Annotated in this window: 24 protein-coding genes, 1 tRNA gene and 1 pseudogene; 13 read left to right on the top strand and 13 right to left on the bottom strand. The window is 69.7% G+C overall.

Going from position 1 to position 20,935, the window contains the following annotated elements; translation table 11 throughout:
- Entirely contained in the window at positions 1-2,340 is a 2,340-nt protein-coding gene (gene tmcA, locus J2754_RS09855) for a tRNA(Met) cytidine acetyltransferase TmcA (RefSeq protein ID WP_211087297.1), read from the bottom strand.
- 235 nt (positions 2,341-2,575) lie between these two features.
- Here tmcA and rpl7ae point away from each other — a divergent pair, with 235 nt between their 5' ends.
- The 7 genes and pseudogenes from rpl7ae to dinB all read left to right on the top strand — a co-directional run bounded on the left by rpl7ae (position 2,576) and on the right by dinB (position 8,281).
- Positions 2,576-2,938, top strand: coding sequence for a 50S ribosomal protein L7Ae (gene rpl7ae / locus J2754_RS09850; RefSeq protein WP_188879486.1), 363 nt, complete (start codon positions 2,576-2,578; stop codon positions 2,936-2,938).
- Between the two features lie 4 nt (positions 2,939-2,942).
- Positions 2,943-3,170, top strand: coding sequence for a 30S ribosomal protein S28e (locus J2754_RS09845; protein ID WP_020221793.1), 228 nt, complete (start codon positions 2,943-2,945; stop codon positions 3,168-3,170).
- Positions 3,170-3,355: pseudogene (locus J2754_RS09840) on the top strand (50S ribosomal protein L24e); the annotation flags it as partial. The gene J2754_RS09845 and the pseudogene J2754_RS09840, both read left to right, overlap by 1 nt.
- A 3-nt stretch (positions 3,356-3,358) precedes the next feature.
- Entirely contained in the window at positions 3,359-3,841 is a 483-nt protein-coding gene (gene ndk / locus J2754_RS09835) for a nucleoside-diphosphate kinase (RefSeq protein ID WP_188879488.1), read from the top strand.
- Positions 3,842-3,938: 97 nt separating this feature from the next.
- On the top strand, positions 3,939-5,972 hold the full coding sequence (locus J2754_RS09830; protein ID WP_211087296.1) for a hypothetical protein: 2,034 nt from the start codon (positions 3,939-3,941) through the stop codon (positions 5,970-5,972).
- Between the two features lie 50 nt (positions 5,973-6,022).
- Positions 6,023-6,781, top strand: a complete 759-nt coding sequence (locus J2754_RS09825) for a GTP cyclohydrolase III (RefSeq protein WP_188879490.1) — start codon at positions 6,023-6,025, stop codon at positions 6,779-6,781.
- 258 nt (positions 6,782-7,039) lie between these two features.
- Positions 7,040-8,281: a DNA polymerase IV gene (gene dinB, locus J2754_RS09820; RefSeq protein WP_211087295.1), complete on the top strand. Its 1,242-nt coding sequence runs from the start codon at positions 7,040-7,042 to the stop codon at positions 8,279-8,281.
- Here dinB and J2754_RS09815 read toward each other — a convergent pair.
- Both J2754_RS09815 and tpiA read right to left on the bottom strand, forming a co-directional pair.
- Positions 8,278-8,658, bottom strand: a complete 381-nt coding sequence (locus tag J2754_RS09815; protein WP_188879493.1) for a DUF7522 family protein — start codon at positions 8,656-8,658, stop codon at positions 8,278-8,280. The genes dinB and J2754_RS09815 overlap by 4 nt on opposite strands.
- 71 nt (positions 8,659-8,729) lie before the next feature.
- Complete coding sequence (gene tpiA / locus J2754_RS09810; RefSeq protein ID WP_211087294.1) at positions 8,730-9,377, bottom strand: triose-phosphate isomerase; 648 nt, start codon at positions 9,375-9,377, stop codon at positions 8,730-8,732.
- 119 nt (positions 9,378-9,496) lie between these two features.
- Here tpiA and J2754_RS09805 point away from each other — a divergent pair, with 119 nt between their 5' ends.
- On the top strand, positions 9,497-10,129 hold the full coding sequence (locus tag J2754_RS09805; RefSeq protein WP_211087293.1) for a DUF981 family protein: 633 nt from the start codon (positions 9,497-9,499) through the stop codon (positions 10,127-10,129).
- Between the two features lie 32 nt (positions 10,130-10,161).
- On the opposite strand, the gene J2754_RS09800 is transcribed toward J2754_RS09805, so the two are convergent.
- The 5 genes from J2754_RS09800 to J2754_RS09780 form a co-directional block, all read right to left on the bottom strand.
- Entirely contained in the window at positions 10,162-10,680 is a 519-nt protein-coding gene (locus J2754_RS09800; RefSeq protein WP_188879497.1) for a multiprotein bridging factor aMBF1, read from the bottom strand.
- A gap of 171 nt (positions 10,681-10,851) precedes the next feature.
- Positions 10,852-11,463, bottom strand: coding sequence for a CDP-alcohol phosphatidyltransferase family protein (locus tag J2754_RS09795; protein WP_188879499.1), 612 nt, complete (start codon positions 11,461-11,463; stop codon positions 10,852-10,854).
- A complete protein-coding gene (locus J2754_RS09790) occupies positions 11,460-11,996 on the bottom strand; it encodes an adenylate kinase family protein (RefSeq protein WP_188879501.1) in 537 nt (178 codons plus the stop codon). Before J2754_RS09790 ends, J2754_RS09795 begins: the two co-directional genes overlap by 4 nt.
- Entirely contained in the window at positions 11,993-13,105 is a 1,113-nt protein-coding gene (gene hisC, locus J2754_RS09785) for a histidinol-phosphate transaminase (protein ID WP_211087292.1), read from the bottom strand. The genes J2754_RS09790 and hisC overlap by 4 nt, the downstream gene beginning before the upstream one ends.
- 54 nt (positions 13,106-13,159) lie before the next feature.
- Positions 13,160-14,119 carry a C-terminal binding protein gene (locus tag J2754_RS09780; protein WP_211087291.1) on the bottom strand — a complete coding sequence of 320 codons (960 nt, stop codon included), beginning with the start codon at positions 14,117-14,119 and terminating at the stop codon, positions 13,160-13,162.
- Positions 14,120-14,302: 183 nt separating this feature from the next.
- Between J2754_RS09780 and J2754_RS09775 the strand changes: the two genes are divergently transcribed.
- The gene (locus J2754_RS09775) at positions 14,303-14,761 is read left to right on the top strand and encodes a transporter (RefSeq protein WP_211087290.1); all 459 of its coding nucleotides are present in this window, start codon (positions 14,303-14,305) and stop codon (positions 14,759-14,761) included.
- 94 nt (positions 14,762-14,855) lie between these two features.
- Positions 14,856-15,203 (top strand): hypothetical protein, encoded by a 348-nt coding sequence (locus J2754_RS09770; RefSeq protein ID WP_211087289.1) that lies wholly within the window; start codon positions 14,856-14,858, stop codon positions 15,201-15,203.
- A 6-nt stretch (positions 15,204-15,209) separates the two neighbouring features.
- Here J2754_RS09770 and J2754_RS09765 read toward each other — a convergent pair whose 3' ends face one another.
- The gene (locus J2754_RS09765) at positions 15,210-15,947 is read right to left on the bottom strand and encodes a fumarylacetoacetate hydrolase family protein (RefSeq protein ID WP_211087288.1); all 738 of its coding nucleotides are present in this window, start codon (positions 15,945-15,947) and stop codon (positions 15,210-15,212) included.
- Between the two features lie 45 nt (positions 15,948-15,992).
- The gene (locus tag J2754_RS09760; RefSeq protein WP_211087287.1) at positions 15,993-16,976 is read right to left on the bottom strand and encodes an aldo/keto reductase; all 984 of its coding nucleotides are present in this window, start codon (positions 16,974-16,976) and stop codon (positions 15,993-15,995) included.
- 148 nt (positions 16,977-17,124) lie between these two features.
- Between J2754_RS09760 and J2754_RS09755 the strand changes: the two genes are divergently transcribed.
- Positions 17,125-17,853, top strand: coding sequence for a metal-dependent hydrolase (locus J2754_RS09755; protein WP_211087286.1), 729 nt, complete (start codon positions 17,125-17,127; stop codon positions 17,851-17,853).
- Between the two features lie 250 nt (positions 17,854-18,103).
- A complete protein-coding gene (locus J2754_RS09750) occupies positions 18,104-19,213 on the top strand; it encodes an NAD(P)-dependent alcohol dehydrogenase (RefSeq protein ID WP_211087285.1) in 1,110 nt (369 codons plus the stop codon).
- Positions 19,214-19,228: 15 nt separating this feature from the next.
- Here J2754_RS09750 and J2754_RS16595 read toward each other — a convergent pair whose 3' ends face one another.
- The 3 genes from J2754_RS16595 to J2754_RS09735 all read right to left on the bottom strand — a co-directional run bounded on the left by J2754_RS16595 (position 19,229) and on the right by J2754_RS09735 (position 20,235).
- Positions 19,229-19,441 carry an HNH endonuclease gene (locus J2754_RS16595; RefSeq protein WP_211087284.1) on the bottom strand — a complete coding sequence of 71 codons (213 nt, stop codon included), beginning with the start codon at positions 19,439-19,441 and terminating at the stop codon, positions 19,229-19,231.
- 301 nt (positions 19,442-19,742) lie between these two features.
- Positions 19,743-19,946 (bottom strand): helix-turn-helix domain-containing protein, encoded by a 204-nt coding sequence (locus J2754_RS16725; RefSeq protein WP_211087283.1) that lies wholly within the window; start codon positions 19,944-19,946, stop codon positions 19,743-19,745.
- A 217-nt stretch (positions 19,947-20,163) separates the two neighbouring features.
- Positions 20,164-20,235 (bottom strand) — tRNA-Ala (locus J2754_RS09735).
- 229 nt (positions 20,236-20,464) lie between these two features.
- On the opposite strand from J2754_RS09735, the gene J2754_RS09730 reads away from it, so the two are divergent.
- Complete coding sequence (locus J2754_RS09730) at positions 20,465-20,932, top strand: 30S ribosomal protein S15 (protein WP_188879520.1); 468 nt, start codon at positions 20,465-20,467, stop codon at positions 20,930-20,932.
- Positions 20,933-20,935: the final 3 nt, after the last annotated feature.

Below are 20,935 nucleotides of genomic sequence, written 5' to 3'. Positions count from 1 at the left end.
TCACTCGCCCCCGTGTCGCGCGCGCTCCGCCGCGGCGGCCTCGCCGCCCCACGCGTCGCAGAGCGGTCGCAGGGCGTCGCCGAACGCCCGCATCGCCTGCCCGGACGAGTGATAGCCGAGCTCGTCGGCGACGGCGTCCCACGGGCGACACTGGAGGAGCTTCAGGACGGAGAGGCGCTCGCGGCGCTCGGCTTCGGCCTCGCCGTCGATGTCGACGCCCGCGGCGTCCGAGAGGAGGGGCGGCGCGTCGTCGCGGACGAGCGCGCAGACGGCGAGACGACGGACGGGCTCGGGATCGACGCTGTACATCGCGGAGCCGTAGGCGGAGCCGGCGACGACGCGCCACGCGTTCTCGCCCAATCCGGGGTCGGGAGTCGCGTCGCAGGCGGCGAGCGCGGCGCGAGCGATGTCCGGATCGAGGTCGTGGAGGGAGTCTGCGAGGACGCCCGCGATCCGGTCGGCGAACCACGACTCGTGGCGGGCGGCGAGCGCGCGCCCGTCCGCGCTCAGCGGGTCGAGCATCAGCGCGGAGTACTCGCCGCTGGCGTCGTTGCGCGTCGTCGAGAGGTGGACGGTGGAGAAGCCGTTGCGGGCCCAGAACCGGAGGAGGGCGGGCGTCGCGCCGTAGCCGACGCCGAGCCAGTCGCGTCCGTCGAACTCGTCGCGGACGCCGTCGAGGAGCGCGGAGCCGAGCCCGCGCGATCTGGCGGCGTGGTGGGTAGCGATGCGGACGACGCGCGTGCCCACGGGCGCGGCGGCGTGCTCGTCGCGGAGTTGGCTCGTGAGAACGTCCGGGAGCATGTTGCCCTTCACCCGCTCGCCGGTGTACATCGCCTCCCGAGTCGCCGCGTCGAGGCCGCCCTCGCGGGCGAGGAGGGCGACGGCGACGACGTGTCCGTTCGCGCGGAGCGCGCGGACGTCGAGGTTCGGGGCGTCGAGCATTCTGGCCAAGTCGTCCGGTTCGGTGCGGTAGTGGGCGGCGACGAGGAGGCCGAACGCCTCGCGCAGCAGCGTCTCGTCCGCGAGGAGCGCGTCGCCGTCGAGGGCGTCGTACGCACAGCCCGCCGGGTCGGCGTCCGCGACGAGCGGGTCGACGGGCGGCCGAGCGTCGAGCAGGAGCGCGTGGAACGCCCACACCTCGACAGGGTCGCCGGCGGCGTAGCGGATCGGCTCGTCGAGGCGCACGTCGGTGACGTCGAAATCGGTCCCGGCGAGGACGTCGCGGAACCGGACGTCGAAGCCGCGGCCCGCGCCCTCGTAGCCGTGGACGGTCGTGGTGAAGCCGACGGCGTCGGCGTCGAGGAAGCGTTCGAGGAGCCGGACGGGGAGCGCGGCCGCCTCGTCGACGAGGAGCACGTCGCAGTCGTCGAGGACGTCGACGGCCTCGGGCGGTTTCGCGTAGCGAATCGACCCCCCGCCGGCGAGGACGAGCCGCGTCGTCTCGGTGCGCTCGGACGCGACGCCGAGCGCGTCGCACAGCTCGGCCGCGCGCGCGAAGAGCTCTGTCACGCCGCGGAACGACGGCGCGGTGACGAGGACGTCCCGTCCCTCGACGGCGAGCCCCGCGGCCGCGAGCCCGGCGGCGCTCGTCTTCCCCCGACCGCGGTCGGCCTCGCAGACGACGGCGCGGCCGGTGTCCCGGAGCGCCTCGAAGGCGCGCACGGCCGCGACCTGATCGCCGGTGAGACAGGCCTCGTAGGCGGCCGTCGGGAAGGCGTGATCGTCGGGCACCGACGGACCGGGTGACGGGAGACGGGGTGCGGGGCGCGTGCGTCCGTCGTCGACCACCGTCTCCCCGCTCTCGTCGAGGGCGACGACGCCGACGCCGCGATGCGTGCGGAGGGTGTCGACGAGGCGCGTCCGGAAGCGTCCCGAGACGTCCTCGACGCCGAAGGGCGGGACGGCCATGCCCGCGTCGAAGCGGTCGCGGCGTGCGGACCACGCGTCGAGCGGCGGCGTCACGAGGATCAGGAGGCCGCCGCCGTCGACCGCACCGGCGACGCGGCCGAGGGCGTTCGGTCGACACTCATCGCGGGCGTCGTAGACGACGGCGTCGCGCGTCGTGCCGAGGAGGTCGCCGGTCTCGCGGGGTTCGAGGCGCTCGCAGCCGATGCCGTCGCGGTGACCGACGACCGTCGTCTCGGCGCGATCGATCCCCGCGCCGTCGAGCGCATCGATGGCGGCGGCGAGCCCGCGATCGGTCCCGTCGCCGCCGTCGCCAGCGCCTCTCGCGTCCCGGTTCTCGTTCCCGTCCGTCTCGTCGACGAGGACGAGGAGGCGGCGCTCGTTCGTCTCGCGGGCCTCCGCGCGGAGCGCGGCGGCGGTCTCTCCGACGGTCATGTGCTCGTCGTTCGCCCGCGACCCCGAAGGGCGTTATCGTTCCCTGTAGCCGTCGGTGGCCGGAACGATAACCGTGTCCCGCGTTCGCACCCCGGCGGGCTTTGAAAGCGTTTTTAACCACGGGATCCGGAATAGGTTGTACAGCCTTCGGGGGGTCATGATGCTTCGAGTCGCCACGGGAATCGCGGTCGGCGACTGAGCGCAAGCCCGCCCGAGGGAGTAGGTGAACATAAAAATGCCAGTCTATGTCGACTACGACGTCCCGGCCGACCTCCAGGAGCGAGCGCTCGAATCGCTCGAAGTCGCCCGCGACACCGGCAGCGTAAAGAAGGGTACGAACGAGACGACCAAGGCCGTCGAGCGCGGCAACGCGGACCTCGTCATCATCGCCGAAGACGTCTCCCCCGAGGAGATCGTCCTCCACCTCCCGGAGCTCGCGGAGGAGAAGGGCGTCCCGTACGTCTTCGTCGAGACGCAGGACGAACTCGGCGTCGCGGCCGGCCTCGAAGTCGGATCCGCCGCCGCGGCCGTCGTCGACGCCGGCGACGCCGAGGACGACGTCGAGGACATCGGCGAAAAGATCGAGGAGCTGAAGTAAACCGATGAGTGCCGAGGAATCGGAGACGGAGGACTCCACGTCCGCCGAGGTCATCGAGGTCGTCGGAAAGACCGGGATGCACGGCGAGGCGATGCAGGTGAAGTGTCGACTTCAGGAAGGCTCCAACCAGGGCCGCATCATCACGCGCAACGTCCTCGGCCCCACGCGGGTCGGCGACGTCCTCCAGCTGCGCGAGACGGCCCGCGAAGCCGACTCCATCGGAGGTCAGTAATGCCCCAGACCCGAGAGTGTGACTACTGTGGGGCGGACATCGAACCCGGCACGGGGACGATGTTCGTCTACAACGACGGACGTACCGTACACTTCTGCTCGTCGAAGTGCGAGAAGAACGCCGATCTCGGCCGCGAGCCCCGCGAGCTCGAGTGGACCGACGCGGGCCACGCCGGCGAGGGCGAATAGATGAGCCACGAGCACGAGCGGACGTTCGTCATGGTCAAGCCCGACGGCGTCCAGCGGGGTCTCATCGGCGAGATCGTCGGCCGTCTCGAGGACAAGGGGCTCAAGATGGTCGGCGGGAAGTTCATGCAGATCGACGAGGAGCTCGCTCACGAGCATTACGGCGAGCACGAGGGCAAGCCCTTCTTCGAGGGCCTCGTCGAGTTCATCACGTCCGGGCCCGTCTTCGCGATGGTCTGGGAGGGCGACGACGCCACCCGGCAGGTCCGCAAGCTGATGGGCGCGACGGACGCCAAGGAGGCCGCTCCCGGCACCATCCGCGGTGACCTCGGGAACGACCTCGGGCACAACGTCATCCACGGCAGCGACCACGAGGACGAGGGCGCCAACGAGCGCGAGATCGACCTCTTCTTCGACGGGGACGAACTCGTCGACTGGAACGCCAACGCGGCGACCTGGGTCTACGAAGACGCCCACGACCACTAAGCGGTTTCTCTCGCCGTCGTCCCCGTTTACACCCGCATAGCTCCCAGCACCCGCCCTGACCGCGACACGTAAGTACACCGACAGGGTACGGAACGGCGTGACGCGGGCAGATCCGATCGAGTTCGAGACGGCGGGGAAGACGCTACGAATACACGACCGGGTGATGGACGCGACGTGTCGCATCACCGCTGACGACGCGATCGACGTCGAGCGGGTGTTGGACGCGCGGTTCCTCTTCCCGGTCGACGCCGCAGTCTCCTTCGAGGCGACGACGCTGTCGATGCCCGCGAACGCGGGGTCGTGTGTCCGTGACGAGCGCGGCGACATCGACGTCCAACTCTCCGATATCGTGGTGTCGTTTCCTCGCGGGACGTATTACGTCGACATCGAGGCGGCTTGCAAGCTCTACGTGAAGGTGTTCGACGCCGCGTTCGAGGCCGTCACCGAACACCACCACGGCGAGGGGGCGACGACACTGACGTTCGAGGAACCGACGCGAGTCGCGGTCGGTGCCCGTTCGCGCCACGAGCGTCCGCACGCGACGATCACGGTGCCCGACGATCCGGGGGCGCTGCTCGAGGCACTCCCCTTCCTCGCCTCCGCGGTAAAGGAGTGGTCGCCGGAGCGCTCGTGGCCGACGCTCCGGGGCCACCCACCGCGGATCGAGCGCGGGGACGCCCTCTCGATCCCGTCGACGATTTCGCGGCCCGAGACGGGCGTGACGATCGCCACCCCGGCGACGTACGAGTCGCTGTACGCGGTCGCGCCGCTCGCCTACTACCTCGGTGCGGACGTGGTCGAGGCGTCCGAAGCGGAACTCCGCCTCGACAACGGCTATCGCCAGTCGCTGGGCGACGGCGCGGTCTCGCCGCGGGCGGCGACCAACCTGCTCGAACGCTGTCTGTTCCTCGACTCGTTCGTGCGAACGGCCGGCTACTACGAGATGCCGCGCCAGGAGTACGAGCCGGTCGCGGGTGGGCTTTCCTTCTACCCGCCGGCGCTCTACGGTCGGCCGATCGTCGAGCAGCTCATGGAGTACCTCGAAGCGCCGCGCGCGGCGTTCGTCGACTACCTTCCGGACGCGCGCTACGTGGCCGTGGTGCGCGACGATCCGGCCGACGCCCCGTTGCTCCCGTTCCTCGTCAGGGACCTCGTGCCGGTGACGACCGATAGGCACGACGTGCCCGACGACCGCGCGATCCGGACCGGCTACAGCGGCGAGTGTGTGCCTCACGGGGCGACACGACTCTCGGTCGCGGGGTACCAGCACGCGCTCACCGAGCCGATGCGCGACGTGGCGGAAGAGCGTTTCGCACTCCTCGGTGTCGGCAGCGCGGCACGCGAGACGCTCTCCACGGTCCTGATCGGCCGCGAGCACCGGGAGGTCACCGAGCCGTTCACGGTCGACACCGCGCCGCCAACGACGGCGGCCGTTCGGGACGCGCTCGAAACCGACTACGGCTTCGTTCACGTCGACGCGCCACTGACCGACGCGGGGTTCGCCTGCCGCGACGGCGTCCTCGATCCGATGAGTGTGTCGTCCGTCTCGGCGCGCGCCGTGTCGCTCGTCGGCGACCGGGAGACTGGTGGGCCTATCGTCGACGCCCTCGTCGAACGCGGGGCCCGCGTCGGCGTAGTGTCGACGACGCTCGGCGAACGTGCGGTCGGCCGGATGGCGGGACGCCTCCTCTCGGGCGCGCCGTTCGAGCGCGCCGTCACGTGGTCGGGCGCGAAGGGCCCGCATCGCTTCGCCGGGGACGTCTCGGGGTGTCTGGTCCGCGTCGGCGGTGGCGCCTCGATCCCGAACCTCGTCGTCCGATCGACGACGCTCGAGAGCCACCAGCTGTGGGTTCGCGCGTGGTGGACGCAGTTCGACGCCGCCGGTGGGGTGACGGCGTTCTACGACGAACGCGTGTGCGACCAGTTCCAACTCTTCGGCACCGAGATCGAACAGCCCTCGTCGCTGTCGAGCGAGGCGGTCGCGGACCTCTGTAACGAGCGCGAGGCCGTTTACGTACTGAACGGCGACGTCTATCAGCACGACCACGACGTGACGCCCGACGAGGTCCGGCAGTCGGCGGCGCGCGCGCTCGCCGACCGATCGTCGACTCGGAACGACACCCAGTTCTGAGACGCGATTCAAAAGCGATAAGCGAGGGCGGGGCGGAGTGTCCGGTATCCGTGACGAACGCTCAGGTCACTCTCGTCCAACTGGACAACTACGGCCCGTGGACGGTGACGCCCGCACCCCGACGTGAGGCCGACCTCCAGACCCTCCAGTCGCGCCTCTACGCCGACCTCTCGCAGTTCCTCGGCACCCGCGACGGCTACGCCTTCTTCACGCGCTTCGACAACATGATCGCGGTGACGAACGGCATCGACCGGGCCGATCACCGCCGTCTACAGGAGTCGCTACGCAACCGCTATCCGGTCACCGTGAGCCTCGGCATCGGGACGGGCGCGAATCCGACGGACGCCCTCGTCGACGCGACCGCGCACCTGCAGGCGGCCGGGAGCGCGCAGGACGCCGAGCGCCGCGAAGTCCTCGCCGGCGATCCGATTTCACCGGACGACCGCGACGACGACGACGTCCGCATCGCGCACTTCGACGTGAACGACGCGACCGGCAAGTACACGGACGAGCTCGACGCCTTCTCGACGTTCGTTCGCATCGAGCAGGGGTACGCGGCGCTGATGCGGACGCTCCACGACGAACACGACGGCCTCGCATTCTTCGTCGGCGGCGACAACGTCATCGCGCTCGTTCCCGACCTCGACCGCGACACCTACGTCGACGTCATCGAGCGCGTCCGCGCGGAGGCCGACATGTCGCTCAAGGTCGGCGTCGGCGCGGGCCGCACCGCGACGGACGCCGGAATGGCCGCCAAACACGCCCTCGAAGTCTGCCGCGAGGAGGGGACGACCGTCGAAGGCGCGTAGATTAACTCGATGCGTACTCCCTGATTTTGTACTCGCTCGGTACTCACACCACGCTTTTCCTTTCGGCCCCCTATCAATCGCGTATGCAGTCCATCGACGTCCCGAACAACCTGTACGACGCGCTCGGAGAGCCCAGCGACGACGAGCTCGAGCAGGCCCTCTGGGGGCTCGTGTACGAGCAGGGCCGCGACACCGAGCACTGACGCCGCGACGCCCGCGAACCGAAGCTATTCCTTCCCGGGCCGCCTTCGCGGAGCCATGACTGCGGGCGGTCGTCTCCCCGGTGCGCCCGACCCCACGGAGCGGATCGTCCTGCACGTGGACATGGACTGCTTCTACGCGTCCTGTGAGCGGCGACGCGAACCCGCGCTCCGCGACGAACCCGTCGTCGTCGGCATGGGGTACGAGGCCGGCGAGACCGTGGGCGCGGTGGCGACCGCGAGCTACGAGGCGCGCGCGCACGGCGTCGAGAGCGCACAGGCGATCTCGACGGCGCTCGATCGCCTGCCCCGACGCGCCGACGATCCCGACGGTCCGAGCGCGTACTACCGGCCGGTCGACCTCGACTACTACGAGGACGTCGCCGCGGAGGTGAAGGCGATCCTCCACGAGCTCGCCGACACCGTCCGCGAGGTCAGTATCGACGAGGCGTACCTCGACGTCACCGATCGCACCGCGTGGAGCGTCGCCGAGGGGTTCGCACGCCACGTCAAACAGCGGATCGCGCGCGAGGTCGGCGTCCCCGCGAGCGTCGGCGTCGCCCCCGACATGAGCACCGCGAAGATCGCGAGCGACCACGACAAACCCGACGGCCTCGTCGTCGTCCCGCCCGACGAGGTCGAGGCGTTCCTCGCGCCGATCGACGTCGCGGACGTCCACGGCGTCGGGCCGGTCCGCGCGCGCGAACTCCGCGAGTTAGGGATCGAGACGGCGGGCGACCTCGCGGACGCCGACCCCTACGAGCTGACGGAGCGCTTCGGCGAGCGGGGCCGCGACCTCTACGACCGCGCGCGCGGTCGCGACGACCGCCCGGTCGAGCCCCGCGACAATCCGAAGAGCCTGAGCCGCGAGTCGGCGTTCGACGGCGCGGTCGACGACCACGCGCGCGTCCGGGAGCAGGCGCTGACGCTCGCCGACGCCGTCGCCGACCGCGCGCGCCGGAAGGACGCCCTCTACCGCACCATCGGGGTGAAGGTCGTGACGCCGCCCTACGACGTCCACACCCGGGCGCGCTCGCTCCCGGGTCCCGTCGACGACCCGCCACTCGTGCGCGACGTCGCCGCCGACCTCCTCGCGGAGTTCGCGGACGCGTCCGTCAGGAAGGTGGGCGTGCGCGTCTCGAACCTCTCGTTCACCGCCGGCGAGCAAGCGCAGCTCGGGGGGTTCGACGGCCCGACGACCGAGGTAGCGACCGAGGAAACGACGACCGACGACGACGCCGACGTCACCGACGCGACCGAGACCGGGACCGACGGTCAGGCGTCGCTCGGCGACTTCTAGTCGTCCGTCGGGGCGACGACGCGTTCGCACTCGACGACGAACGAGGCGAGGCTCTCCGCGGCGCCGCGTTCGAGCGACAGCACGACGCCCGCAGTCTCCGACTCCCGGATCACGATGAAGACGCCGTTCTCGTAGAGCTCGACGACGGACTCGAACTCGCCGAACGGGCTGTCGAGCTCGCGGAGCGGTTCGCGCTCGCGGATCTTCGCGATGATCCGCCCCGAGCGGCGCTTCGAGCGCTCGTCCGGGAGGTCCTGACGCCGATAGATGACGTGCCAGTCGTCGTCGGTATACCGGACGGCGGTGCGGAAGTACCCGCGGGCGCGCTCGCGGACCAGCTTCACGAGCTCGTAGTGGCGCCGTTCCATGTCGGTCATACCGATACGTAGACCCGACGGAGTATAGACACACTGAAAACCGACGCGCGAACCGGTTGTCGCGCCGTCGCTTACGCCAGCGGCTCGACGAGGGCTTCGAGCGCCGCCTTCGGGTCGTCCGCCTTGGCGACGCCGCTGGCGAGGAGAACGCCGCTGGCGCCGAGGTCGGCCGCCGCGTCGAGGTCGGCGCCGGTGGAGATCCCGGCCCCGCAGTAGACGTCGACGCCGTCGTCGACCGCTTCGGCGGCCGCGACGGCGTCCCTGACGATGTCGGGGTCGGCCGACGCCACGGAGACGTCGCCGCCGATGAGTTCCGGGGGTTCGACCGCGACCGAGTCGGGGCCGAGCGCCGCGACCGCGCCGATCTGTGCGGGGTTGTTCCCGCAGACGCACGTTTCGAGGTCGGCGCGGCGGGCCGCCTCGATCGACGCGTCGATGTCCGCGAGCTTCATCCGGTTCTCCGAGTGATTGAGGAGCGTGCCCTCGGCGCCCGCGGCGGCAGCGCGTTCCGCGAGCGTGCTACCCGTGTGGCTCCCGTAGCCGTTCGGGCTGACGTGCTGCGCCCACGTTTCGACGCCGGTGTCGGCGACCGCGGCGAGGTCGGCGGCCTGCGGCGCGATGGCGATGCGGACGCCGGACGCTTCGGCGACGGCGTGTGCGGCCTCCGCGACCGCGATCGGGTCACAGGGATACGCCTTCAGATTGACGAGAACGAACATGCGCGTGGGGATTCGCGGACCTCCGGATTACCGCTTTCGGAAGCGACGGACGGACCCCGTCTCTCGCGACGCGACCGGCCGTCCGGATTTATAACCCGTCTGCGCGTCTCTCCGAGCTGATGTTTCGCACGCTCCTCGGACAGGTTGGCGCGCCAGCCTCCGCGATCAGCCCGTACAATCCACTGGTCGTCGCGCTCGTGCTCCTCGCCGCCGGGGCGACGCTGAGCGCGCTCTTCCTCTTCCGGGAGGCGCGCGACAGCCATCCGCCCTCGGACAGGCAGTCGTTCGCGTGGCTGTTCGGTCTCGTCGGCGCCATCGCACTCCTCGTCTCCGGGGAGATATTCTGGGCGAACTGGGCGGGATTCCCCGCGAGTCAGTACACCGAGCTGTTCGGGGTCGCACAGACGCTCTACGCCGTCGTGATGCTCTCCGCGGCGTTCACCATCTACCACAACCTCGATCCGCGGCCGTTCGCCTGGATGAGTGCCGTCTGCGGCCTCCTGCTCTTCCAAGGCGCACGCGCCATTGTCAGCTTCGACTTGACGCTCTCGCCGGCCGTATCGGCACTCATCTGGGTGACCGCTGGCCTCGCCGCCGTCGTCGTCCTACCCGCCTCGTACGCCCCGACGGGCTCCGGGACGCGTCGTTCCCTCGTCTCCCTCGGCGTGCTGTTCGCCGTCGTGCTCGCCGCCGCCAGCCTCGGCATGGGCCTCGAGGCCCACTACAGCCACATCGCTGAAGCGATGGGGTGACGACGGCGCGGCCGCGAGAACTCGACCTGAGACTAGTCCTTGCGCTTGACCATATCGCCGAGCGTGAGCCCGCCCTCGTCGGAGCCGCCCTCCCACTCCTCGTCGCCGCTCGCGGCCTCGAGCAGGCTGACGCCGAGCTTCTTCTCCAGCTTCTCCCGGACGTCGTCGCTCGGGAGGATGTCGCCGCGTTCGAGCTTCCGGACGAGGCTGGCCTTCTCGTTGAGCTCGGAGGCGAATTCCTCCTGGCTGTAGCCCGCCCCCTCGCGGGCGTTCCGGATGCGATCGTCGTAGTCGGAGGCGAGCTCCTGCATCTCGTCGAACATGTCGCGCCGCCGCCGGCGCGACCCGCCCGACGAGTTCCCGCCGGAACTCGACGACCCCGAGGACTCACCGGACGAGGTCGAGTATTTCGTCGAGGTCGAGGAGGACGACTCGGTCTTCACCTCGGTACCGAACTCCGTGCAGTCGCTGCAGACGTCGAGTTCGGCCCCCTCGACTTTGATGGTCTTGGGGTTCGCCGTTTCGGCCCCGCACATCTCGCACTGAACCATATCTAATCTAGCTCCGCCGCGTGTATAAAGCACACGCCGTCGGCCAGTCGTGCGCCCGTACTCCGGTATTCGACGGATTTCGACTCACGCACCGCGGGCCGTTCCGCGGACGCCCGACCCCGTACCGACCCCGTGTCGTTTCGCTCTCGCCCGCCGAACCGTGGCGCCTCGTCATCGCTCGGCGCCACGCAGGTCGCCCCACGCCCCCCAGAACCGCTGGAGCGCGGTGAGGTGCCCGACGACGGCGAAGAAGCCGAGCAGCCACGCGACGAGGCTGAAGCCGCCGACGACCGGAATCACGGCGGAGAGGACGCCGACGACGCCCACCAGAGCGAGGCGGTCCGCGCGCCCGAGGAGGCCGCCGTACTGGCGGCCGAGGCCGACGGCCTGGATCTGCGTCCCGAGGTAGGAGGTGAGGAGGACGCCCGTGACGGCGGCGAAGCCGAGCAGCCACGAGCCGACGCCCGCAGCGAGGCCGGCGAGGATGACGACGTCCGCGTACCGATCGAGGACGTGATCGAGGAGATCGCCGCCCTCGGAGTCGACGCCCGTCTCGCGCGCCACCGCGCCGTCGAGGAGGTCGAGCCAGCCGTTCAGGAAGACGAACACCGCGCCCGCGACGTACCCCGCGGCGCTCCCGAGGTAGAAGACGCCCGCCGCGGCGACGGCGAGGAGGAACGCGAGCACGCTGATCGCGTCCGGCGTCAGCCCGAGACGCACGGACACCGTCACGAACGGCCGGAGCAGGCGGGACGCGAGCGGCCGGAACTGATCGAGCGTCACAGCAGATACTCCGTGAAGTCCACCTCGCCCGCGCTCGGCTCGCGCTCGCCGTCGAGGACGGCTTCGATCTCCGCGGCGACCGCCTCGGGCGTCCGGTCCGTCGTGTCGATCTCGTAGACTCGCTCCTGTCCGTGTTTTCGGACCGCTTCGCCGAGGATCACGTCGAGGGACTCTGCCTCGGCGTTCTCCGTCGCCTCGCGCTCGCGCGCGTCCAGCGCCGCACCCTCCTCGGCGCCGCGTTCCCGGAGCCGGTCTTCGAGCACGTCGGGCGCACAGCGGAGGACGATCACGCGCTCGACGTCGTCGAGGTGGTGGGCGAGGTGGCTCTCGACGAGCACGTCGTCACGGTCGGCGTACGCCTCGCCGATCGCGCCGAGGTCGGCCACGAGGCTGTCGCGCGACTCGTCGCGCTCCGTGTACAGGTCCGCCTCGCGGATCACGTCGTTCAGGTGGACGACGTCGAGGTCGGTGTCGAGGCGCTCCGTCGCGCTCGTCTTACCCGTGCCCGGCGTCCCGGTGACGACGGCTCTCATGCGAGCACCTCGTTGAGCTCGCGGACGGCGCGCTCCGTCTCCGCCTCGGTGCCGCAGGTGATCCGCACGCACTCGGGGAGCCCGAAGCTCGAGCAGTCCCGCACGATGACGCCGCGCTCCTGCAGCGCCTCGGCGACGGCGCTCGCGTCGCCCACCTCCACGAGCAGGAAGTTCGCGTGACTCTCGTACGTCGGCGCGTCGACGTGCTCGGCCATGTACGTGCGACTCCACCGCGCCATCTCGACCGTCTGCTCGACGTGCTCGTCGTCGTCGAGGGCGGCGAGGCCGGCGCGACAGGCGACGACGCTCGCCGCGAACGGCGTGTTCACGCGCGCGTACGCCTCCGCCCACGACTCGGGGACGATCGCGTAGCCGAGGCGGAGCCCCGCGAGCCCGTACGCCTTCGAGAAGGTGCGGAGGACCGCGACGTCGTCACGCGGGGCGTGACTGGTAGCGTGCGACGCGTCGGCATCGTCTCGCCTCTTGACGAGACCGACGGCGCTCGGTGCGTCGGCGAACTCCCCGTACGCCTCGTCGACGACGACGAGCGTCTCCTCGCGCGTCTCCTCGGCGATCCGCTCGATCGCGTCGAGCGTGAAGCGCGCGCCGCTGGGGTTGTGCGGGCTCGTGAGGTGGACGATCCGCTCGCCGTCGTAGGCGTCGAGGACGGCGTCGGCGGTGAGCGCGAAGCCGCCGTCGCCCGTCACGTCGTACTCGGCCACCTCGCCGTGGTGGAAGCGCGCGCTCATCCCGTAGTAGGCGAAGCCGGGCGCGGGGACGAGCACCGCGTCGCCGGGTTCGAGGGCGGCCCGCGAGAGGTAGTCGAGCGCGCCGTCGCCGCCGTTGGCGAGCCACACCTGCTCGTCCGCCACGCCCCAGCGCTCGGCGATGGCGGCCGTGAGGTCCTGGTGGTCCGCGGTGGGGTAGTGGTGTACCTCGTCGGCGCTGGCCTCGACGGCGTCGACGGCCGCGGGGCTCGGCCCGAACATGTTCTCGTTCGACGCGAGCTTGACGAACTCCTCGGGGTCGCGGCCGAGCTCGCGGGCGACTTCCTCGATGCCGCGGCCCGCGCGGTACTCGACGTGGTCCGAGAGGTCCCGTGGTCGCATGTCCCGAGAGAGCCGCCGCCGGGACTTAAACCGGCCGATGCGCGGTGTCGCCGCCTACCGTTCGCCCGGTCCGACGGCGTTGACCGGGGTCTCGCCGGCGAGCGCTCGATCGACGTCGGCCGCGACCGTCTCGTTCGCCTCGGCGCGTGCCTCCGCGGAGTACCATCCCACGTGCGGGGTCGCGATCACGTCGTCGCGTTCGACGAGCGGCGATCCCTCGGGCGGCTCGGTCTCGAAGACGTCGAGACCCGCGGCCGCGATCGACCCGGCATCGAGCGCTGCCAGTAGCGCATTCTCGTCGACGACGCCGCCGCGACCGGTGTTCACGACGACGCCGCGTTCGGGGAGCGCGTCGAACCACGCGGCGTCGACGAGGCCGCGCGTCGCGTCCGTGAGCGGCGCGTGCACCGAGAGGTGGTCGGCGGCGTCGCGGAGCCCCTCCGCGTCGACCTTCTCGACGCCGTGCTCGCGCATCACCTCGGCGTCCACGTACGGATCGTACGCGACGGCGTCGACGCCGAACCCCGCCAGTCGGTCCGCGACGCCCCGCGCGATGTCGCCGAAGGCGACGAGACCGACCGTGTCGCCGCTGAGGCGATGGAGTTCGGGGCCCGCCCACACGTCCCACGTGCCCCCGCTGACGCGCCGATCGTGCGCGGGGACGTCGCGGACGCACGCGAGGAGGAGCGAGAGGCTGTGCGTCGCCACCTCGTCCACGCAGTAGTCCGGCGCGTGCGTGACGGTGACCCCGAGGGCGGCCGCGGCGTCGACGTCGACGTTGTCGAGGCCGACCGAGACCTGTCCGTAGACGGCGAGGGCGTCGAGGCCGGCGAGGAGGTCGTGGGTCACGGCGAGGCGGCCCTTCGCTACGACGGCGTCGGCTTCGCGCTCGCGGACGGCGGCGCGGAACGCCTCAGGCGTGTCGAGCGGGGCGACGGAGACGTCGGCGGCGAGGCGGTCGCGGAACACCTGCGCGTCGAGCTTCGGGTCGTCGGCGAGGACGACGGTCGGCATGAGTAAGCGGACGGCGGGCACCGCCTTGATCGTTGGCACCACCGCTCCGTGACGTGGCTCCACGTCACGGAGCAACGCGACGGAGACCCGAAAACGATCCACCGGGGGCACGCCGCGCGAGCTTCTCCGCGAGCACGTCGCGCGACCGCTACGCCTTAGGTGCCGCCGTCCGCACGGGAGCCTATGGCGACAGCACTCTCCGCGAGCCTCGCGATTCACCTGATCTTCGCCGCGCTGTGGACCGGGAGCGTCCTCTACTTCACGTACGCCGTCCTCCCGCTCGGACGAGAGGGGGAGCTCTCGGCCAGCGCCCTCGGATCGGCGACGAGCAAACTCACGACCGTCACACGCGTCAGCGCCGTCGTGCAGCTCCTCACCGGTGCCTTCATGTCGAGCCCGATGGGCGTGGCGACGACGACCGCCTACTGGTCGAGCACGCGCGGCTACCTCGTCATCGCCATGGTCGTCCTCTGGCTCGCGCTCGCCGCCCTCACCGAGATGGGCGCGTCGACGATCCGCGACGGCATCGCCGTCGATAAGGTCCGCAGCCCCGCCCGCGACGCCTCGACGCGACTCCGCGCCGCGAGCGTCGTCGCGTTCCTCCTCCTCCTCGACGCCGGCGCGCTCACCGCCGGCCTCTGAATCGGGCGCGGCTCCCGGTTCGATCCCCGCGGGGCACGACGAACGGCCCGCGACCACCCGATCGCTTTTCGTCCTCCGCCCCGTTCTCCGCCCCATGGCAAGCGCGATCGGTTCGCTGTTGTTGTTCGTGATCAGCCTCCTCGTCGGCGGCCTCGGAATCTACGTCGGCGCACGCGTCATCACCGGCGTCGAGGACTACTCGCACGCCGTGATCACCGCGCTCATCGGTGCGATCGCGTGGGCGGTGCTCTCGTGGATCCCGCTGTTCGGCGGGCTCCTCGCCCTGATCGCGTACGTCGCCGTCATCAACTGGCGCTACCGGGGCGGCTGGGTGAACGCGATCCTGATCGCGCTCGTCGCGTGGATCGCCACCGCCGTCGTCGTCTTCGTCCTCGGCGCGCTCGGCGTCCCCGTCACCGGAATCGGCGTTCTCGGGGCCTGATCCGGCTCAGTCCCGACGGACGTCGTGTTCGAGGGTACCGATGCCCTCGATCTCGGCCTCGACGTGGTCGCCGGCTTCGAGCGGCCCGACGCCCTCCGGCGTCCCCGTGAGGATCACGTCGCCCTCTTCGAGCGTCATGTACCGCGTGATCTCCTCGATCAGCGTCGGCACGTCGAAGATGAAGTGCTCGGTGTTCGAGGACTGGCGCACCTCGCCGTTCACGCGGAGTTCGAGCGCCGCGTCGTTCGGGTCGACGTGCTCGGGGTCGGCGAGCACCGGCCCGAGGGGACACGCGCCGTCGAAGGCCTTCCCGCGCACCCAGTTCTGCTCGCGCGATTGGTCGTCGCGGTTCGAGACGTCGTCCGCGATCGTGTAGCCCGCGACGACGTCGGACGCGTCCGCGGCCGCCACGTTCCGGCACTGCTCGCCGATCACGACCCCGAACTCGATCTCGTGCTCGATGTTCTCGCGCTCTCGCGGGAGCGTCACGGCGTCGCCGTGGCCCGCGACGGCATTCGGCGGCTTCAAGAAGAGCAGCGGCCGATCCGGCACGTCCTCGTTGCGCTCCTCGGCGTGCTTCGCGTAGTTGCGCCCGATACAGACGATCTTCGAGGGTTCGCAGGGCGGGAGGACGTCCACGTCGTCGGCGGCGTACGTCCGGCCGCCGAAGCTGACGGTTCCGTCGTCGTGGTACTCGCCCTCTCGGACCGCGCCTGCCTCGTCGCGGAAGCGAACGTGTCGCATGCGTGGCCGATTCGCGCGGCGGAGGCTAAGCGTTGGGGTTCGTCGTCACCAGCGGTGGTGGACGTACTCTTTCACGTACGCCTCGTAGACGTCCCGGGCCGCCCCGTGCTGGCGGTGGCTGAGGGGCGCGAGCTCCGCGGCTTCGACGTTCTCCGCGATGTGCTCGGGCGACGTGCTCCCCGGGATCACGGTCGAGACGGCGTCGTGGTCGAGGATCCAGCGGAGGGCGAACTGCGCGAGCGTCACGTCCGCCGGCGTGTACGCGGCGAGTTCGTCCGCGGCGTGCGCGCCGACGTCCTGCGGGACGCCCGCGAACGTCTCGCCGACGTCGAAGGCCTCGCCCTCGACGTTGAAGTTCCGGTGGTCGCTCTCCGGGAACTCCGACTCCGCGTCGATCGCGCCCGTCAGCAGGCCCGAGGCGAGCGGGACGCGGACGATGACGCCGACGTCCGCTTCGGCCGCCCGATCGAGGAAGCGCTCCGCGGGGCGCTGACGGAAGGGGTTGAAGATGATCTGTACCGTCTCGACGCCGTCGTACTCGACGGCCTTCAGCCCCTCCTCGACGCGCTCGACGGAGACGCCGTAGTGGGCGAGCAGGCCGTCGTCCTTCAGCACGTCGAGCGCCGCGAACGTCTCGGGCTGGTAGTAGGCGTCCGTCGGCGGGCAGTGGAGCTGGAGCAGATCGAGCGCGTCGACGTCGAGGGTCTCGCGCGAGCGCTCGACGAACTCGCGCAGGTGGTCCTCGTCGTAGTCGGCGGCGACGTGCGGATCGAGGCGGCGGCCCGCCTTCGTCGCCACCGTCGGGGTCTCCGCTCGCTCGGCGAGCACCTCGGCGATCAGGCGCTCCGAGCGCCCGTCGCCGTAGACGTCCGCGGTGTCGAGGAAGGTGATCCCCTCGTCGAGCGCCGCGTGCAGCGCCTCGCGGGCCTCCGCCTCGCCGACTTCGCCCCAGTCGCTCCCGATCTCCCACGTGCCGAGACCGATCGGCGTCACGTCGATCCCCGTCGATCCGAGGGTGCGTTCGTCCATACGGGCCCTCGCGGCGGGCGCTCCCTAACGGTTCGGGTCTCGGCCGTCGCGGCCGCCGCGACGCGGGTGCGCGCTCGACGGCGCGGAGGCGGCGGGATCCACCCGGCCGACAGGCTTTATGACGCGTCCGCGAGTAGTCGATGCCGTCATGGAGATCACTTGGTACGGCCACTCCACGTTCGGCGTCGAGATCGGTGACGAGACGCTCCTCATCGATCCGTTCTTCGACAACCCGAAGACGGAGACCGACCCCGAGGAGCTCGACCCCGACTACGTGTTGCTCACGCACGGCCACGCCGACCACATCGCCGACGTCGATCGGTTCCGCGGCGCGCACTTCGTCGCTACCCCGGAAGTCGTCAGCTACGTCACCGACGAGTACGGCATCGAGGACGGCACCGGGATGAACCTCGGCGGCACCTTCGAGACCGAATCGGCCTACATCACGATGGTCCGGGCCGACCACACGAACGGCCTCGACACCGACTACGGCGCGTCGGGCGGGATGCCCGCCGGCTACGTCATCAGCGACACCAAGCCCACGCAGGTCTCCGACGACGAGTCCCAGACCTTCTACCACGCCGGCGACACCGCGCTGCAGACGGAGATGCGGGACGTCATCGCGCCGTATCTGGAGCCGGACGTCGCCGCCGTCCCCATCGGCGACCACTACACGATGGGCCCGTGGCAGGCCGCCGTCGCCGTCGACTGGCTCGACGTGGACTACGCCGTCCCCATCCACTACGACACCTTCCCGCCGATCGAGCAGGACACCGACGACTTCGTCCGCGAGGTCGAAGCGACCGGCAGCACCGCGGACGTCGTCGTCCTCGACGGCGACGAGTCCCTCGACCTCGGCGGCGAGCTCGGCTACTGAGGCGCCCGGCTCCGGTGGCTGCCGTCGTCTCGGCATCCGTCTTCCGACTACCTACTGTCTCGTTTTTGCCCGCCTTGAGCGTGTGCGTCGTCGACGTCTGTTGTTTCTCACCTTCATCGCTCTCTGCTTCCCCCTTCGCCTCCTCATCGCGTTTCGCCCTCACCGTTCGCCCCCTTCACCGCATTTCGCTCTCATCGCTCCCCAAGCTATATCGAGCGCGCCGCGAAACCCACCGAACGGGTACATCACAATGGACGCGAAAGCCGCAGTCGTACGCGAAGAGGGCGGATCGTTCGAGATCGAGGACGTACAGCTCGAGGATCCGCGACCGGACGAGGTGCTCGTCCGCGTCGTCGGGGCCGGCGTCTGTCACACTGACATGACCGTCCGCGATCAGCTGTATCCGACGCCGCTCCCCGTGGTGCTCGGCCACGAGGGATCGGGGGTCGTCGAGGCCGTCGGCGAGAACGTGACGCGCGTCGAACCCGGCGACAACGTCGTGATGAGCTTCGACTACGACGGCACCTGCGAGCAGTGTCGGGACGGCCATCCCGCGTACTGCGAGTCGTTCTTTGAGCACAACTTCGGCGGCTCCCGGCCCGCCGACGAGAGCTCGCCCATCTCGCAGGACGGCGAGTCCATCAGCGGGCGTTTCTTCGGCCAGTCCTCCTTCGCCACGCACGCCATCGCCACCGAGCGCAACGTCGTGCCCGTCGGGGACGACGTCCCGCTGGAGCTCCTCGGCCCGCTCGGCTGCGGCGTCCAGACGGGCGCCGGCGGCGTCATCAACACCCTCGACCCGCAGGCCGGCTCCTCCATCGCCGTCTTCGGCGCGGGCTCCGTCGGCCTCTCCGCCGTCATGGCCGCCGACGTCAAGGGCTGTACGGACATCGTCGCCGTCGACCTCCAAGAGGGGCGTCTCGACAAGGCGCTCGAACTCGGCGCCACCGACGTCGTCAACCCCGACGACGTGGACGACGTCGTCGAGGCGCTGGACGATCTCGTCGGCGGCGTCGACTACGCCCTCGAAACGAGCGGCGTCGCCGCCGTCGCCGAGCAGGCCACCGACGCCCTCGGACAGCGCGGCACGCTCGGCATCGTCGGCGCGCCCGCGATGGGAACCGAGGCCAGCTACGACGTCAACGACCACATCCTCACCGGCCGCAACATCGTCGGCGTCGCCGAGGGCGACTCCGACCCCCAGCAGTTCATCCCCGACCTCATCGACCTCTATCGCCGCGGGAAGTTCCCCTTCGACGAGCTCGTCACTTACTACGACTTCGAGGAGATCGAACAGGCCGTCGCCGACTCCGAGAGCGGCGAGACGATCAAGCCCGTCCTCCGCGTGAGCGAGGCCTAAGGGCGCTGCTGCGGGTCAGTTCGGCGTGTGCCTGAGGAGGCGCGCGATCGACTCGTCGCCGCGCTCGCGGTGGCGCTTCGCGTGACAGGCCCGACAGAGCGTCTCCCCGTTGTCGAGGCCGTACAGCATCTCCTCGCTTCGGTCCTCGTACTTCGGCACGACGTGGTGGGCGTGCAAACGCTCCGTGCTCGAACACGCGACGCACGCGTGGCCGTCGCGCTCTTTCACCTGGTCGGCCCACTCGGCGAGGCGCGTATGATCAGTTGCGTTATCCTCCTTCCATAGTGGATGATCTTCGCCAGATCTGAAACCGGGGTCACGTCGCTCGATGCCGTGCTCGATCATCCAGTATTGAACCGCTTGTAGTCCAACTCCGGTCGTGTCCCCCATCTCCTCCATCGTCAATCCGTCGTCCTCGTACTTCTCGCGCAACCACGACTCGTTCCGATATTTCCGACCCCGAGAGATACCGTGCTGGCGGAGTTGATCATCTATGGTAGAACTACCCGTATCGCAGAGTTCGGCTATTTCACGCTGTGAAAGGTGTTCTTTGACGTATTTGTCCGGTCAACCATTTCGGGCCGTGTCGGCTCTTGCGTATCTCGTACTTCGTCACCCAGTTCCCGATGGTCCTGACCGAAACGTCGCACTCGTCAGCGATCTTGGTTTGCGTCCAATCGGGGTCGACGTAGACATTCTGTAGCCAATTGAGTCGTTTGTATCGCTCACCCATGAGTTCAAATTCCGGCAGCCTAGGCCACTACTGGAATTGCGGGAGGTCTACATCTAACTTACTATCGCTAGAACACGTCCACTAGCTTGAAGCAGAACGACTAGAAGCGCGAGTTTCGACGGAAGAGCATTCTCTGCATGCGTGGTCGTCCTCCGTTGACAACCCTCTCAAGTGGATGTGATCAGCCAGACCACAGAAAATGGAAAAATTTCTGAGATGGACTCGCCGGGATTTGAACCCGGGGCCTCTCCCATGCCAAGGGAGTGATCTACCACTGATCTACGAGCCCGCGAACGCAACTCTTCGTATCCGGGGGACGTAATTGAACCCTTCGATCCGGCCTCGACGCCGGCGGAAGTGGAAACCCTTTAGCGTCCGAGACGCCCACAACGACGTAGGGAACTGCACGGCCGCATATCCGACGCGCCGTCCGCTTGGGCGGCTTGGGAGTGTGGCAGTGCTCGGGCGCCTTTCGCGCCCAGCGCCGCACAGCGGTTCGTGTCGTTCCAATTCACACTATGGCACGAATGCACACCCGCCGTCGCGGCTCGTCCGGTTCGGACAAGCCGGCGGCAGACGAACCCCCGGAGTGGAGCGACGTGGACGCCGACGCCGTCGAGGAGCGCGTCGTCGAACTGGCCGAAGAGGGGTACGACCCCAGCCAGATCGGCATGAAGCTGCGCGACGAGGGCGTCCAGGGGACGCCGATCCCGGACGTGAAGCTCGCGACGGACAAGAAGGTCACCGAGATCCTCGAGGAGAACGACGCCGACCCCGAGCTCCCGGAGGACTTCCGTAACCTCCTGGAGAAGGCGATCCGCCTGCGCCGTCACGTCGAGGAGAACGGCCAGGACCACCAGAACCGGCGTTCGCTCCAGAACACGGAGTCGAAGATCCGCCGGCTCGCGGACTACTACCGCGGTGACCAGCTCGACGAGGACTTCACGTATTCGTACGAGGCCGCGGTCGAACTCCTCGAAGAGTAACCC

Origin of the sequence: Halarchaeum nitratireducens (genome assembly GCF_017874695.1) — an archaeon.
Classification (GTDB): domain Archaea; phylum Halobacteriota; class Halobacteria; order Halobacteriales; family Halobacteriaceae; genus Halarchaeum; species Halarchaeum nitratireducens.
This window is presented reverse-complemented; position numbering and strand designations above follow the sequence as displayed.

Excerpts from the sequence above, each read along its gene's own strand:
- tmcA (WP_211087297.1), bottom strand. The coding sequence starts at position 2,340 with ATGACCGTCGGAGAGACCGCCGCCGCGCTCCGCGCGGAGGCCCGCGAG.
- rpl7ae (WP_188879486.1), top strand. The coding sequence starts at position 2,576 with ATGCCAGTCTATGTCGACTACGACGTCCCGGCCGACCTCCAGGAGCGA.
- J2754_RS09845 (WP_020221793.1), top strand. The coding sequence starts at position 2,943 with ATGAGTGCCGAGGAATCGGAGACGGAGGACTCCACGTCCGCCGAGGTC.
- ndk (WP_188879488.1), top strand. The coding sequence starts at position 3,359 with ATGAGCCACGAGCACGAGCGGACGTTCGTCATGGTCAAGCCCGACGGC.
- dinB (WP_211087295.1), top strand. The coding sequence starts at position 7,040 with ATGACTGCGGGCGGTCGTCTCCCCGGTGCGCCCGACCCCACGGAGCGG.
- J2754_RS09815 (WP_188879493.1), bottom strand. The coding sequence starts at position 8,658 with ATGACCGACATGGAACGGCGCCACTACGAGCTCGTGAAGCTGGTCCGC.
- tpiA (WP_211087294.1), bottom strand. The coding sequence starts at position 9,377 with ATGTTCGTTCTCGTCAATCTGAAGGCGTATCCCTGTGACCCGATCGCG.
- J2754_RS09805 (WP_211087293.1), top strand. The coding sequence starts at position 9,497 with ATGTTTCGCACGCTCCTCGGACAGGTTGGCGCGCCAGCCTCCGCGATC.
- J2754_RS09800 (WP_188879497.1), bottom strand. The coding sequence starts at position 10,680 with ATGGTTCAGTGCGAGATGTGCGGGGCCGAAACGGCGAACCCCAAGACC.
- J2754_RS09790 (WP_188879501.1), bottom strand. The coding sequence starts at position 11,996 with ATGAGAGCCGTCGTCACCGGGACGCCGGGCACGGGTAAGACGAGCGCG.
- hisC (WP_211087292.1), bottom strand. The coding sequence starts at position 13,105 with ATGCGACCACGGGACCTCTCGGACCACGTCGAGTACCGCGCGGGCCGC.
- J2754_RS09780 (WP_211087291.1), bottom strand. The coding sequence starts at position 14,119 with ATGCCGACCGTCGTCCTCGCCGACGACCCGAAGCTCGACGCGCAGGTG.
- J2754_RS09775 (WP_211087290.1), top strand. The coding sequence starts at position 14,303 with ATGGCGACAGCACTCTCCGCGAGCCTCGCGATTCACCTGATCTTCGCC.
- J2754_RS09770 (WP_211087289.1), top strand. The coding sequence starts at position 14,856 with ATGGCAAGCGCGATCGGTTCGCTGTTGTTGTTCGTGATCAGCCTCCTC.
- J2754_RS09765 (WP_211087288.1), bottom strand. The coding sequence starts at position 15,947 with ATGCGACACGTTCGCTTCCGCGACGAGGCAGGCGCGGTCCGAGAGGGC.
- J2754_RS09760 (WP_211087287.1), bottom strand. The coding sequence starts at position 16,976 with ATGGACGAACGCACCCTCGGATCGACGGGGATCGACGTGACGCCGATC.
- J2754_RS09755 (WP_211087286.1), top strand. The coding sequence starts at position 17,125 with ATGGAGATCACTTGGTACGGCCACTCCACGTTCGGCGTCGAGATCGGT.
- J2754_RS09750 (WP_211087285.1), top strand. The coding sequence starts at position 18,104 with ATGGACGCGAAAGCCGCAGTCGTACGCGAAGAGGGCGGATCGTTCGAG.
- J2754_RS16725 (WP_211087283.1), bottom strand. The coding sequence starts at position 19,946 with ATGGGTGAGCGATACAAACGACTCAATTGGCTACAGAATGTCTACGTC.
- J2754_RS09730 (WP_188879520.1), top strand. The coding sequence starts at position 20,465 with ATGGCACGAATGCACACCCGCCGTCGCGGCTCGTCCGGTTCGGACAAG.